The organism is Corynebacterium sp. HMSC05C01 (assembly GCF_001807155.1).
Lineage (GTDB): Bacteria > Actinomycetota > Actinomycetes > Mycobacteriales > Mycobacteriaceae > Corynebacterium > Corynebacterium coyleae.
Genome location: NZ_KV787971.1, coordinates 53,526 through 67,009, shown reverse-complemented (window position 1 = coordinate 67,009; position 13,484 = coordinate 53,526). Strand labels below are relative to the sequence as shown.

15 protein-coding genes are annotated in these 13,484 nt (G+C 59.2%); 2 read left to right on the top strand and 13 right to left on the bottom strand.

Going from position 1 to position 13,484, the window contains the following annotated elements:
• Positions 1-53 precede the first annotated feature (53 nt).
• The 10 genes from coaBC to pyrR form a co-directional block, all read right to left on the bottom strand.
• Positions 54-1,283 (bottom strand): bifunctional phosphopantothenoylcysteine decarboxylase/phosphopantothenate--cysteine ligase CoaBC, encoded by a 1,230-nt coding sequence (coaBC, locus tag HMPREF3145_RS10105; RefSeq protein ID WP_141740867.1) that lies wholly within the window; start codon positions 1,281-1,283, stop codon positions 54-56.
• Positions 1,284-1,356: 73 nt separating this feature from the next.
• A complete protein-coding gene (gene rpoZ / locus HMPREF3145_RS10100) occupies positions 1,357-1,671 on the bottom strand; it encodes a DNA-directed RNA polymerase subunit omega (protein WP_371325710.1) in 315 nt (104 codons plus the stop codon).
• 13 nt (positions 1,672-1,684) lie between these two features.
• Entirely contained in the window at positions 1,685-2,272 is a 588-nt protein-coding gene (gene gmk, locus HMPREF3145_RS10095) for a guanylate kinase (protein ID WP_070423104.1), read from the bottom strand.
• A gap of 2 nt (positions 2,273-2,274) precedes the next feature.
• A complete protein-coding gene (gene mihF / locus HMPREF3145_RS10090) occupies positions 2,275-2,598 on the bottom strand; it encodes an integration host factor, actinobacterial type (RefSeq protein ID WP_070423240.1) in 324 nt (107 codons plus the stop codon).
• A 231-nt stretch (positions 2,599-2,829) separates the two neighbouring features.
• The gene (pyrF, locus tag HMPREF3145_RS10085; RefSeq protein ID WP_083279533.1) at positions 2,830-3,645 is read right to left on the bottom strand and encodes an orotidine-5'-phosphate decarboxylase; all 816 of its coding nucleotides are present in this window, start codon (positions 3,643-3,645) and stop codon (positions 2,830-2,832) included.
• Between the two features lie 2 nt (positions 3,646-3,647).
• Positions 3,648-7,022, bottom strand: a complete 3,375-nt coding sequence (carB, locus tag HMPREF3145_RS10080) for a carbamoyl-phosphate synthase large subunit (protein WP_246817582.1) — start codon at positions 7,020-7,022, stop codon at positions 3,648-3,650.
• 22 nt (positions 7,023-7,044) lie between these two features.
• Positions 7,045-7,506: a carbamoyl-phosphate synthase domain-containing protein gene (locus HMPREF3145_RS10075; protein WP_070423101.1), complete on the bottom strand. Its 462-nt coding sequence runs from the start codon at positions 7,504-7,506 to the stop codon at positions 7,045-7,047.
• Between the two features lie 4 nt (positions 7,507-7,510).
• Positions 7,511-8,794, bottom strand: a complete 1,284-nt coding sequence (locus HMPREF3145_RS10070) for a dihydroorotase (protein ID WP_070423100.1) — start codon at positions 8,792-8,794, stop codon at positions 7,511-7,513.
• Positions 8,791-9,729: an aspartate carbamoyltransferase catalytic subunit gene (locus HMPREF3145_RS10065; protein WP_070423099.1), complete on the bottom strand. Its 939-nt coding sequence runs from the start codon at positions 9,727-9,729 to the stop codon at positions 8,791-8,793. The genes HMPREF3145_RS10070 and HMPREF3145_RS10065 overlap by 4 nt, the downstream gene beginning before the upstream one ends.
• Entirely contained in the window at positions 9,730-10,290 is a 561-nt protein-coding gene (pyrR, locus tag HMPREF3145_RS10060) for a bifunctional pyr operon transcriptional regulator/uracil phosphoribosyltransferase PyrR (RefSeq protein ID WP_070423098.1), read from the bottom strand.
• Between the two features lie 157 nt (positions 10,291-10,447).
• On the opposite strand from pyrR, the gene HMPREF3145_RS10055 reads away from it, so the two are divergent.
• Positions 10,448-10,930, top strand: a complete 483-nt coding sequence (locus tag HMPREF3145_RS10055; protein ID WP_246817581.1) for a YbjN domain-containing protein — start codon at positions 10,448-10,450, stop codon at positions 10,928-10,930.
• Positions 10,927-11,394, top strand: coding sequence for a YbjN domain-containing protein (locus HMPREF3145_RS10050; protein WP_246817580.1), 468 nt, complete (start codon positions 10,927-10,929; stop codon positions 11,392-11,394). Before HMPREF3145_RS10055 ends, HMPREF3145_RS10050 begins: the two co-directional genes overlap by 4 nt.
• Here HMPREF3145_RS10050 and HMPREF3145_RS10045 read toward each other — a convergent pair.
• The 3 genes from HMPREF3145_RS10045 to efp all read right to left on the bottom strand — a co-directional run bounded on the left by HMPREF3145_RS10045 (position 11,391) and on the right by efp (position 13,436).
• Positions 11,391-12,233 (bottom strand): PPK2 family polyphosphate kinase, encoded by an 843-nt coding sequence (locus HMPREF3145_RS10045; RefSeq protein ID WP_070423096.1) that lies wholly within the window; start codon positions 12,231-12,233, stop codon positions 11,391-11,393. The two genes, HMPREF3145_RS10050 and HMPREF3145_RS10045, sit on opposite strands and share 4 nt — an antisense overlap.
• 136 nt (positions 12,234-12,369) lie before the next feature.
• Complete coding sequence (nusB, locus tag HMPREF3145_RS10040) at positions 12,370-12,873, bottom strand: transcription antitermination factor NusB (RefSeq protein ID WP_070423095.1); 504 nt, start codon at positions 12,871-12,873, stop codon at positions 12,370-12,372.
• The gene (gene efp / locus HMPREF3145_RS10035; protein ID WP_070423094.1) at positions 12,873-13,436 is read right to left on the bottom strand and encodes an elongation factor P; all 564 of its coding nucleotides are present in this window, start codon (positions 13,434-13,436) and stop codon (positions 12,873-12,875) included. The genes nusB and efp overlap by 1 nt, the downstream gene beginning before the upstream one ends.
• Positions 13,437-13,484: the final 48 nt, after the last annotated feature.

The window sequence follows — 13,484 nt, the reverse complement described above, 5'->3', positions numbered from 1 at the left end:
GCCTTGAGGCTGATTCTCCAACACACTAGACCAAGCGGTCTAAGTACGCAAAGCTAAGCGCGAAGCTTTTCAATCGCATTCCAGATCCGAGCAGCTACCTCGTGTTTCGTTCCGTCCTCAATTTCCAGTTCTTCGCCAGACGCACTCAACAACCAACCGCGGTTAGTTGACTGGCCAAACACATTGCCACCAGCAACCGAGTTCAGCATGAGAAAGTCCGCGCCCTTACGCTTGAGTTTCGCGCGACCATTCTCAAGTTCGTTGTCCGTCTCAGCTGCAAACCCGACGATCGTGGCATGAGTCTCGCCAGCATCTCGCTTTTCGACGAGACCTTTAAGGATGTCCGGGTTCTCGGTCAAGCGAACAACGGAGAGCGCGTCATCGCTCTTGCCCTTCTTCAGCTTCGTCGTAGCTTCCGATTCTGGACGGTAATCGGCCACAGCGGCCGCCATCACGATGATGTCTGCGCCTGCGGCACGCTCATCCATCGCGTCTTTCATCTCACGTGTGGATTGCACACGCACCACCTCCGCCCCTGAGGGCACAGATAGTTCCGCAGTTGCTCCAGCCACGATCGTGACCTGTGCTCCCCGCTGCGCTGCGATGTCCCCGAGCGCAAACCCCTGCTTACCAGAGGATCGGTTACCAACGAAACGCACAGGATCAATATTTTCTTGCGTTCCTCCCGCGCTAATAAGCACGCGGGTTCCTGCGAGCGTCTGCTTCATTGGACCGGTTGCCAACACCGTACGGGCTAGCTGCGCAATCGCCTCAGGGTCCGGCAAACGACCCGGACCCGTGTCCTTACCCGTCAGGCGCCCATGCGCCGGCTCAAGAACCGTAATCCCACGCGAACGAAGCACCTCTACATTGTGTTGCGTCGCTGGGTTATGCCACATTTCGGTGTGCATTGCAGGCGCAAGCACGACGGGGCATGTGGCCACAAGAATGGTTGCAGCCAACAGGTCATCTGCTCGGCCTGCTGCGACACGGGCCATGAGATCAGCGGTTGCAGGTGCAACAACGATGAGATCGGCCTCTTGACCGAGACGGACATGCTGGACTTCGTCGACACGCTTGAATACCCCAGTATCAACTGGGTTTCCGCTCAGCGCCTCAAATGTTGCTGCGCCCACGAACGACAACGCGCTTTCCGTAGGGATAACGCGCACATTATCGCCATGCTCTTTAAAGTCGCGGACCAAGTGACATGCCTTATACGCAGCAATTCCGCCGGAGACACCGATCACAACGTTCTTGGGGGCAGACGTGGCTTCGTTCATGTGGGCCAAGCATACAAAAACGCCGTTGCGGAAGCCCCAATGGCTCACACAACGGCGTCATTAGCAGAAGCGTTTACTGGCCTTCCTCATGCTCGAGGAGGCCTGCCTCGATCTCACGCAGCGCGATCGACAGCGGCTTCTCACCAGGCTCTGGCGTTACCAGCGGGCCGATGAACTCGAAAACACCATCTTCGGAGTTCTGGTAGAAGCTGTTGATCTGACGTGCACGCTTGGCTGCAAAGATCACCAGAGCGTACTTCGACGAGACCTTCGTCAGCAGTTCATCGATCGGGGGCGCGGTAATGCCGTCCGGGGTGTCGTAGACACGTTCCTGCTGAGTCTCCTCAACAGCGGTGTCTTGCGACAGGTCATTGGTTGATTCAGTCACTAAAACCCACTCGCTAATTGTTGTCGGATGTTGCGCCTAGAAGGATGCGCGCAATGTGTGCAACGGCATCGTCGACATCGTCATTCACAACAACGGTGTCGAACTCCCCTTGCGCATCGAGCTCCTCGCGCGCGGTGGTGAGCCTGCGCTCAATCACAGCTTCCGTCTCGGTCCCACGACCCGTGAGACGTTCAACGAGGACTTCCCACGACGGGGGTGCAAGGAACACTGTACGCGCTTCAGGCATGAGCTGCTTGATGTTGCGAGCACCTGCGAGGTCCACCTCTACGAGTACCGGGCGCCCGTCTGCAAGAGCTTCACGGACCGGACCCGCAGGCGTGCCCGAGCGCTGAAGGCCTCCGTGAATGTCAGCCCATTCCAGCATCTCACCAGCATCGATGCGCTGTTGAAAATCATTCGAGGAGACGAAGTAGTAATCCCTGCCGTCGACTTCGCCCGGGCGTGGAGCTCGAGTTGTCATCGAGACAGAAAAGTAGAGGTCCGGCACCTCGCCGCGCAGGCGGCTAACCACCGTTGACTTACCTACGGCAGACGGTCCGGCCAAAACGACCAGCTGCCCGCGGGGCGCCACCTCAGCCATGTTTAGTTCTCTTCGAAGCCGAAGCGCTCGAGCAGAGCACGACGCTGACGCTCACCCAGGCCACGCAGGCGACGGGTCTGAGCGATCTCCAGCTCCTCCATGATCTCGCGAGCCTTGACCTTGCCAACCTTCGGCATGGCCTCGAGCAAAGCGGAAACCTTGGTCTTGCCGATGATCTCGTCGGTGTCAGCCTTCTCCAGCACGTCCTTGAGCGTGGTCTCGCCGCGCTTCAGGGAGGCCTTCAGCTCAGCGCGCTTCTTGCGAGCCTCAGCCGCCTTCTCGAGGGCTGCCTTGCGCTGTTCATCGGTCAACTGTGGAAGTGCCACGGGTTCCTCCATGTAGGTAGTTCATTCAATATGTTCAGGCCGACTCGTGCCGGCGCGGGGCCTCCTCCACACTCTGCGTTTCAGAAGGCGCACCGCATCCGACACAGTCTAACACTGCATCTGGTTGGCACCGGGAAAATGGAGCGCATTCTTGCTGCATTTCTCCATGTCACCGTTGCGACGCACCTAAACTACCAGGGTTTTTCTCAGCCGATGAAATGGACCCGCTAGTTATGGCTGTTTTACCAGTTCAGCGACACGTTTCCGCAGTTCAGTAACGTCCGGCCCAGCCGACAAGACGGAACGGGAAACATTCGGGAACACCAGGTGCGCGTTTGCACCTGCAATCTGCGCCGCGTCTTCCATCGTCGCTCCCTGCGCTCCGACCCCAGGCATAAGCACTGGGGCATTGAGCGCGTCGAGCACCGGCGGCTTCGCCACAGTTGCACCGACAACGACACCAACGTGACCTACTGCAGCGCCCTGGTTATACGTGGCGCATTCATCGACCATCCACTGCGACACCATGCGTCCATCGATTTCACTCGTCTGAAACGCTTCAGCTTCAGGGTTGGAGTTCGCAGACATCACGAACACGCCCTTACCGTGCGCTGCAGCAAGTGAGATGGCAGGCTCCAGCGACCCGACACCCAGATACGGTGTCAGCGTGAGCGCGTCCGCTTCCAACGGTGAGCCTGGCTGCAGCCACGCAGCGGCGTATCCAGCCATCGTGGAGCCGATATCGCCTCGCTTGGCGTCCGCGACGACGAGCGTCCCGCTCTCACGGAGTGCGGCGAGGGTCTCCTCAAGCACCGCGAAACCCGCAGAGCCGAACCGCTCGTAGAAGGCAACCTGTGGCTTGACCAACGCAACTGATCCTGCAAAGGCCTCAACACAAGCCGAGGAAAACCGTTGCAGACCATCAATGGTGTCCGGAAGACCCCACTTGTCCAGCAGCGCCGCGTGCGGGTCGATGCCTACACACAGTCGGCCATATTCGTTACCAGCGGCAACGAGACGCTCCCCGAAGGAGGCATTGGGCTGCACCACTACTGGCCACCCTCTGCGTTCTCGGAGACGCTGTGCTCAAGCTCCTGGAGGCTGGTCACATCAATGGAGTTGCTGCGCACTGCTTCGATGCCTTGGACTGTGGCGGTAACACCCTGCACATCGGTCATGATCGGTACATCCGCGATCACGGCTGCGGCACGGATGTCGTAGCCATCGTGGCGCGCGGTTGTCGAGCCCGCCGGAGTGTTCAGGATGAGATCAATCTCGCCGTCCAAGATCCGCTCCACGATGGAACGACCCTTCGCACCTTCGCGGACCTCGGAGCCCTTGAGTGCTACTTCGCATTCGATGCCGTTGCGGCGCAGCATTTGCGCTGTACCTGCCGTCGCGATCACCTTGAACCCCATGGTGGACAAACGCTGGATCGGGAAGATCAGGGTGCGCTTGTCGTGGTTAGCCAGGGAGACAAAGACCGTGCCCTCCGTCGGCAGTTCGCCGTAAGCAGCGGCCTGGGTCTTAGCAAATGCCACACCGAACGACGGGGCAAGCCCCATGACCTCACCGGTGGACTTCATTTCCGGGCCGAGGATGGTGTCCAGAATCGACCCGTCTGGGCGGCGGAAGCGGCTAAACGGCAGTACCGCTTCCTTCACAGCGATCGGGTGGTTCAGCGGCAAGGATCCGCCATCGTAGTCGGACGGGATGAGGCCCTCGTCGCGAAGTTCAGCGATCGTCGCGCCGAGCATGACGCGTGCTGCAGCCTTCGCAAGGTGGACGCCGGTCGCCTTGGAGACGAACGGCACCGTACGCGACGCGCGCGGGTTTGCCTCGATGACGTAGAGGATGTCGTCCTTCAATGCGAACTGGACGTTCATCAGACCCTTCACCCCGATACCGTGAGCGAGTGCCTCAGCGGAGCGACGAACCTTTTCAATGTCGTCGGGGCCGAGCGTCATCGGCGGAAGCGCACAGGCGGAGTCGCCAGAGTGAATGCCGGCTTCCTCGATGTGTTCCATCAGACCACCGAGGTAGACCTCGTTGCCGTCAGACAACACATCGACGTCAATTTCGATGGCGTTGTCAAGGAAGCGGTCCACAAGCACTGGGTGGTCCGGGCTGAGCTCGGTTGCGCGCTCGATGTAGTTGCGCAGGGAGTCTTCGTCATAAACGATCTCCATGCCACGGCCTCCGAGCACGTAAGACGGGCGCACGAGGACGGGGTAACCAACCTTGTTGGCCACTTCGCGAGCCTCTTCGAAGGAGGTTGCGGTGCCAAATGCGGGAGCTGGAAGCTTGGCTGCTTCGAGCACCTTGCCAAACTCGCCGCGGTCCTCCGCCAGATCGATTGCCTCGGGGCTCGTACCGACGACCGGCACGCCCGCATCCGCGAGACGCTGCGCGAGGCCCAGCGGGGTCTGACCGCCGAGCTGCACAATAACGCCAGCGACCTCACCGGTAGCGGCTTCCGCACGGTAGATCTCCATCACATCTTCGAACGTCAACGGTTCGAAGTAGAGACGGTCCGCGGTGTCGTAGTCGGTAGAAACGGTCTCCGGGTTGCAGTTGACCATCACGGTCTCGTAGCCGACGCGGGACAGTTCCAGGGCGGCGTGGACACAGGAGTAGTCGAACTCGATGCCCTGACCAATGCGGTTCGGACCAGAGCCCAGGATGATGACCTTGCCCTTGCTGTTTTCCTTTGCACCGGTGAACTGGTCAACCTCAGACTCGGCAGCCGGGTCGAGTTCGTACGCCGAGTACAGGTACGGAACCTTCGCCTCGTACTGGCCCGAGCAAGTGTCCACGGTCTTGAAGGTCGGGTGGATACCCAGCGTCCATCGCAGTTGACGCACGCCGTCTTCGCCCGCGAGTTCTGGGCGCAGCGTAGCAATCTGGGCGTCGGACAAGCCTTGAGCCTTTGCCTCACGCAGAAGATCTGCGTCGAGCACAGGGGCGTCGATAAGCACCTGGCGAAATTCGACCAGCCCAGCGACTTCCTCGAGGAACCACGGATCGATGCCGGAGGCTGCGTAGACCTCATCAACGCTCGCGCCGAGGCGAAGCGCAAGCTCGACATCGTAGAGACGCTTGTCGGTCGGCACCTTAAGGTCTTCGAGCACCGCTGCGACGTCATTTGCACGCTCTCCTGCGACGTACTCGTCGGAACGAGTCCAGAAGCCGTTTGGCTTGTCTTCCATCGAGCGCATGACCTTGTTCAGGCCCTGGATGTAGTTGCGGCCAATACCCATGGCCTCGCCAACCGCCTTCATGGAGGTGCCCAGAGTCTCGTCCGAGCCCGGGAACTTCTCAAAGGTAAAGCGTGGCATCTTGACGATGACGTAGTCGAGGGACGGCTCCTCAAGCGCAGTGGTTGCGCCACCGGTCATGTCGTTAGCAATCTCGTCGAGCGTGTAGCCAATGGCGAGTCGGGTTGCCACCTTTGCAATCGGGTAGCCGGTCGCCTTCGACGCAAGTGCAGACGAACGCGACACGCGCGGGTTCATCTCGATCGTGATCATGCGGCCGTCTTTGGGGTTGATGGCGAACTGGATATTGCAGCCACCGGTCCTGACACCGACTTCACGGATGATGGCCTTGCCCTGTTCGATCATCTTGGTGACCTCGGGCTCGGTCATCGTCAACACCGGCGCCACCGTGACAGAGTCGCCCGTGTGGACACCCATGGCATCCACGTTCTCAATCGTCGCAACCGTAATGCAGTTGTCATCCGAGTCACGAATGAGCTCGAGCTCGATTTCTTTCCAACCGAGGATGGATTCCTCAATGAGCACGTTCGCTTCTGGCGATGCGGTCAAGCCGTCGCCGGCGATGCGGTGCAAGTCATCCATGTCATAGGCAAGGCCGGAACCGAGACCACCCATGGTGAACGACGGGCGCACGACGACTGGGAAGCCGAGCTCCGCGACGGTTTCTTCCACTTCTTCCATGGTGTAGCAGACACGGGAACGGGCGGACTCGCCGCCGATCTTTTCAACAATGTCCTTGAACTTTTGGCGGTCTTCGCCGCGCTCAATCGCGTCGATGTCTGCGCCGATGAGTTCAACGCCGTGCTTTTCCAGAATGCCAAGCCGGTCCAGCTTGATGGCCGTGTTGAGTGCAGTCTGACCACCGAGCGTCGGCAGAATCGCATCAACCGGGTGGCCTTGCTCTGCCTCGCGGGCGAGGATGCGGTCGATGTACTCCGGCTGGATCGGCTCTACGTACGTGTGGTCGGCGAACTCAGGGTCGGTCATGATCGTCGCCGGGTTCGAGTTCACCAGGGTGACGCGCAGGCCTTCTTCTTTGAGCACGCGGCACGCCTGGGTGCCGGAATAGTCAAACTCGCACGCCTGTCCGATGACGATCGGCCCGGAGCCGATGACCAGGACGTGGTTGAGATCTTCTCGCTTCATAATGTTTCTCCTGGTCTTTCTTTTAAGCTTCTTGCTTTTCGACGATTACCTGCACGCGCACCGACTTACCCTCGTGCTGCGCCTGAGAGACGTGGCGGACAAGTCTGCGGGTGTCCACACCCCAGATGCCGGTAATGCCCTGTGCCTTCATTTCTTCTTCCAGGCTGTGCTTTGCTTCCTGGTTCGATGCGATGCGAGCGAGATCGCGGATCACCACGGCTTTTGCCGTGATTGCCGTACGCCCCTCCCCTGCTCCTTCACCTGTCCAGCCAACATTGCCGATGTGCGGAGTAGCGAACACCAGGATCTTGCCGTCGTTATCGGCAGAGCACATTTCGCGCTCGTAACCGAACATATCGATGATGCTCTTGAGATCGCCTTCAATGTCACCTTCCGGTGCTGCGCCGAAGACGAAGCCGGTGAATTTCTCGCCTGTGTCGAGGACGAGTTGTGCGCGGGTGCGCTGCTGCTGTGTTTTTGTCATGGGTTTAGGCCTTCTTTGCAGAGTAGGTTTGGGTGCCGCGCAGCCAGGTGCCAACTACGCGTGCGTTAAATTCGATGCCTTCGTAGGGAGTGTTCGACGCCTTCGACGCCATATCCTTGCCCTTTGCGGTCCAGGTGTCCTGCGGATCAATCAAGGTCAGGTTTGCTGGCTCGCCAACCGCGATCGGACGGCCCTGGTCCTCAAGCCGCAGAATTTCGGCAGGGCGCTCGCTCATGACCTTGGCCACGAAGCGCCAGTCAGCAAGACCCGATTCGACGAAGACTCGGTGCACGATCGCCATGGACGTTTCTAGGCCGAGCATGCCTGGCTTGGCGTGCTCGAACTCCACGCACTTGTCTTCAGATCCGTGAGGAGCGTGGTCGGTGGCGATGACGTCCACGGTGCCGTCGAGAAGCGCTTGCTTGAGCGCTTCAGCGTCGCGCTTTTCGCGCAGTGGAGGGTTGACGCGGAAGAGACCGTCGTAGGTGGACAGCATTTCGTCGGTAAGCAGCAGGTGGTGCGGGGTGACCTCTGCCGTAACGTTGATGCCCTGTGCTTTGGCGAACCGAAGCAGCTCGACCGTGCCTTCGGTCGACGCGTGGCAGAGGTGGTAACGACCGCCGTAGTCACGAGTCATGATGGCGTCGCGTGCGACGATGGATTCCTCCGCGACACGCGGCCAACCGCGAAGCCCCAGGCGCGCTGCCTGCTCGCCTTCGTGGGCGACAGCGCCCTCGGTCATGCGGTGATCTTCCGCATGCTGGGCGAGAATCACGTCGTGTGCCTTGGCGTATTCGATAGCGCGGCGCATGAGCTGCGGGTCGTTGACACACTTGCCATCGTCGGAAAACATGCGCACACCGCTGCGGGCCATCAGACCGATCTCGGTGAGCGTCTTGCCCTCGAGTCCCTTGGTAATCGAGCCCACCGGGTAGACATCGCACTTACCGTACGTCTGGCCCTTCTCCCAGACCGCCTCGGCGAGGAACGGCTGGTCGATCACCGGGTTGGTATTCGCCATGGTGAATACAGCGGTGAAGCCTCCCTTGGCGGCAGCATCCGAGCCGGTAGCGATGGTTTCGGTATCCTCGCGGCCCGGCTCACGCAGGTGCACGTGCATATCGACGAGACCAGGAAGCAACACGTTGCCACCACAGTCGATGGTTTCATCAGCATCGTCAAACGGGTTTTCCCCAATGGAGTCGATGACACCGTCTTCCACGTCAATGAGAATGCTGGTCACGTCCTCGCCATATGGACGAACGTTGTTGAGTGCAAGCTTGGTCACTTGATCGCTCCTTCTTCGCCGCCAGTGCCGGCGAGCAGTGTGAACAACACGGCCATGCGGGTGTACACGCCGTTAGAGACCTGGCCGAGGACGACAGCATTGTCGCGATCGGCCACGTCGTAGTTAATTTCCATGCCACGCAGCATCGGACCCGGGTGCATGATCAACGCCGAATCCTTCATACGGTCGGCTCGGTCAACGCTCAAGCCGTACAAGGTGGCGTACTCGCGGTGCGACGGGAAGAACCCGCCGTTCATGCGCTCGGCCTGCACGCGCAGCATCATCACGACATCTGCGTGCTCAATCTCGGCATCGAAGTCATACGAGACACGTGCTGGCCAGAACTCCACACCGGTAGGCAGCAGCGTCGGCGGCGCAACCAACACAACCTCTGCGCCCAAGATGTGCAGCAGGTCCACGTTCGAGCGAGCAACACGGGAGTGCAAAATATCGCCGACGATCAGGACACGCTTTCCAGCGACATCGCCAATGTGCTGGCGCATGGTCACCGCATCCAGCAAAGCCTGTGTCGGGTGCTGGTGCTGGCCGTCACCTGCGTTCACGATGCTTGTATTCGGCAACCACTTGGCCAGAAGCTGTGCCGCACCCGAAGCAGGGTGGCGCATGATGATCGCGTCTGCACCGATTGCCTCCAAGGTTGCAGCGGTGTCTTTGAGCGATTCACCCTTCTTCACCGAAGATGAAGACGCAGACAGATTGATCACATCGGCGCTCATCCACTTGCCCGCTGTCTCAAACGACGAGCGGGTACGCGTCGAGTTCTCGTAGAACAACGTCATCACAGTGCGGCCACGCAGGGTCGGAAGCTTCTTGATCTCACGACCATCCAGAGCTTCCCGGAAGCGGTCCGCTTCATCCATCAGCTCGATGATCTCTTCGCGGCTGAGATCTGCAATATCGATGAGGTGCCTCATTTACGCCTCCCGTTCCAGGGTCACGCGATCTTCACCGTCGAGCTGGGCGATCGCGACAGTGACATCTTCGTCCTTCGATGTGGGGATGTTCTTGCCTACGTAATCCGCGCGGATTGGCAGTTCCCGGTGGCCACGATCGACCAGCACTGCGAGCTGGATCGCGGCTGGCCTACCGATGTCGCGCAGCGAATCAAGGGCGGCGCGAATGGTTCGGCCGGAGTACAAGACATCGTCGACAAGCACGACAATTGCCCCGTCGATGTCGACCGGAATGTGGGTTGGGCGCAGTGCCCGATGTGGCTTGTCGCGGAGATCGTCGCGGTACAAAGTGACGTCGAGACTGCCTACTGGCACGCTCACGCCTGAAAATTCTTCAACCGCTTCCGCAATACGCTGCGCTAACGGAACACCACCGGACGGGATCCCCAGCAGAATGACCTGCGGTCCGTCGCTGTCGTCCAGCGTTGTCTTCTCGATGATCTGGTGCGCGATGCGTGCAACAGTGCGACCGACGTCCTGAGCGTTCAGCAGCTCAACCGTCGACCGTTCGTTTCCACTCATCGAACCTCCTTCCCCGCCTCTCTGTGCGGCATTTAAAGGAAATATCGACGCGGTCCCGCCTATCGGGGCCGTGTGAAGTCTCGGAGACTGCGCTTCACATTAGCACCAGCAAGACGTGACCGTGAAGGGTTTCACCCAGATGGGTATTCTCGCAAGTGTGACTACAGAAGAGACTGAAGCCATCCAGCCCAACGAGCACCCAGAACGCAACGTTCCGGAACCGGTGACTACCGAAGCAATCGCCGCGATTTTTGAGGAAGAAAACCTTGAATACCGCGTCGAAGATCAAGCCGTGCGCTCTGGTTTTATCAACGCAGCAATCGTCATTGCCCTCGACGGCGATCACCTCATCTTCGAGGCCCTGTGGCGTGGCGAGTTTCCCCGCGATAGCGCATCGCAGGTGCTGTTTGCCTGCAACGAGCACAACCAGACGCATTTTGCACCGACCCTGCGTTTCTTCGAACGCGGTGAGGACAACCTGGCTGTGAGCGCCATTCGCTCGATGAACATCGCCGATGGAGCCTCATTCAACCAGCTCGGCTCTTTCATTGTGATGTCTATCGACGCCACGCTTCAGGCATTCGACTACCTCAAAACCACTTTCCCGACCGTCGTGAACTGGGAGGAACCGCAGCAGTGAGCACCGCAACTCAAGTAACCATCGACCGCGTCATCGAAACGATGGCGAAGCAGGGCATCGAAGTTTCCGACGACCCGTCTGGCCGCGCAGGCCACGCCCATTACAAGGGATTCAACCTGCTGTTTGTCCTGTTGGACTCAGTGTTGATCCTGCGTGCGGACTCGGTTACCGACACCCCGTCCGACACGCCCGATGCCACCTTGTACCTGGCCGCAAACCAGGTCAACAGCTCGTACCTCGACGCGCGTGCGCTCGTGGTCAACCGCACCGAGACGATCGTTGTGCGCACCGAATCGGAAATCGCGATCGGCGCAGGGCTTACCGACGAGCAATTGGCGTCCTCTCTCGAAGCTGCCGTCGCAGGCGTTCTGGAAACACAGGACGCTATGCAGGCCCTCGTCGGCGAAATCAAGCGCACCGCTGAAGAAGCAACGGCAGCGCAGGCCGAAACCGAAGACAACTAAGAGTTGGCCAGCCGCTCGAGTTCGGTTTCTGCATCAAAATCGGGCTCGGGCCACTGCGGGTCGAGCGATTCCAAGGCGTCAAACAGCAATGCCTTAACCACACTGCGGCAATACTTCTTGTCGTCGGAAGGAATGCAGTACCAGGGAGCCTCATCGGTGGATGTACGCGTCATCGCGATCTGATAGGCAGCCATGTACTGACTCCACAGCTTCCGATCATCAATGTCACCTGGGTTGTACTTCCAGTGCTTGTCCTCGCGTAGAATGCGCTCTTTAAGATTCTCTGCCTGGAATTCTCGCGAGATGTGGGGCATCACCTTGATGATCTTCGTGCCACGCGCCGCAATCTCTTGCTCAAACTCGACGATCGCCCCGTAGCGGCGCTCAATCTCCTCCGGAGGAGCCATCTGTTTCACGCGCTGCACAAGCACATCTTCGTAATGAGAACGGTCAAAAACACTGATTTGCCCAGGCTGAGGCAAGTGGTCGTAGAAACGCCAGAGGAAGTCGTGCGACGCCTCTTCTTCCGTCGGACGACCAAAAGCCTTGACGTGCACGCCTTGCAGATCCATCGTTCCCCCAATGACGTGCCGGATCATCCCGCCCTTACCCGAGGTATCCATCCCCTGGAGCACCAACAGCACCGAACCAGCATTCTCATTGTCAACCCTTCCGTTGGCAAAAAGCATGCGCTGTAGGTCATCAAGCTGGTCGTCGTAGTCGTTGAAAACATCCGAAGCATCCTTAACCCCCGGCGTCGCCGTTGGATCTACATCTGCGATCTGAAAATTGGGGCCGACACGAAACTGCTTTGCTTCTTCAACCGTGAGCTTCGACATATTTTCCTTCCTTGAACCCGGTAAACGAGCCCGGCTTATAAATGAGAAAGCCACTACCGCTGTGCGTCCATCCCACAAAATACGGTATGAACGAACACAACAGTAGCGGCTAGGACTACCACTTGAGCGCCGAGAGCTACTCCTCGGTCTCCGGCTCAGTCGCGTCTTGCTCTTCCTCGCCATCCACAGCAAACGGTGAATTTGGGTCGACCGACTGCGCAATCCGATCCAACACAGCGTTGATGTACGGGGCAGCCTTCGCACCCGAGTATTCGGATGCCATTTCTACCGCCTCTTTAATCGAGATTGGCGCATCGACTTCGTCGTTAAACAAAATCTCCCAGGCGGCCACACGCAGGATCTGACGGTCGACGGCTGGCAAGCGAAACAGCTCCCAGTCATCGCTCAAGGAGCGCTCGATCGCGTCATCCAAATCGTCGAGCTTTTCAGCAGCGCCTGCGACAATCTCGCGAGTGTAGTCAGCAACCGGCGCAACTGCGTTCAACGGATTCCGCGAAAGCTCAGTGCGGTCCTCAACGATGGCAACCGGATCGATATCCCGTGTCTCCGCCTCGAACAGCATGTCTACCGCACGACGGCGCGCCCGGTAACGGGCGCCATGACGTTTGTAGTCGAGCATTAGTTATTCACGCGAGAGAGGTACTCGCCAGTACGCGTGTCAACCTTGACCACGTTACCGGTCTCCAGGAACAGCGGAACCTGGATCTCAGCACCGGTCTCCAGCGTTGCCGGCTTGGTACCACCGGTGGAACGGTCGCCCTGCAGACCCGGCTCGGTGTGCTCGACCTTGAGGTCCACAGAGATCGGAAGCTCAGCGAAAAGTGCTTCACCCTCGTGGAAAGAAACCTGAACATGCATGTTCTCCAGCAGGAAGCGTGCTGCATCGCCGAACTTGTCGGCCGGCAGCTCGAACTGCTCGAAGGTCTTGTCGTCCATGACAACGTAGCTCGTGCCGTCGTTGTACAGGTAGGTCATATCGCGACGATCAACCGTCGCGGTCTCCACCTTCACACCTGCGTTCCACGTCTTCTCCACAGTCTTTCCGGAGACGACATCCTTAAGCTTGGTGCGCACAAATGCCGGTCCCTTACCGGGCTTGACATGCTGGAACTCAACGATCTGCTGCAGTTTGCCATCGACCTTCAGCACAAGACCGTTCTTAAAATCGGCGGTAGTTGCCATGGGTGGTACCTTCCTCGTAATTGTTTCGGAACGTGTACAAACACAGCA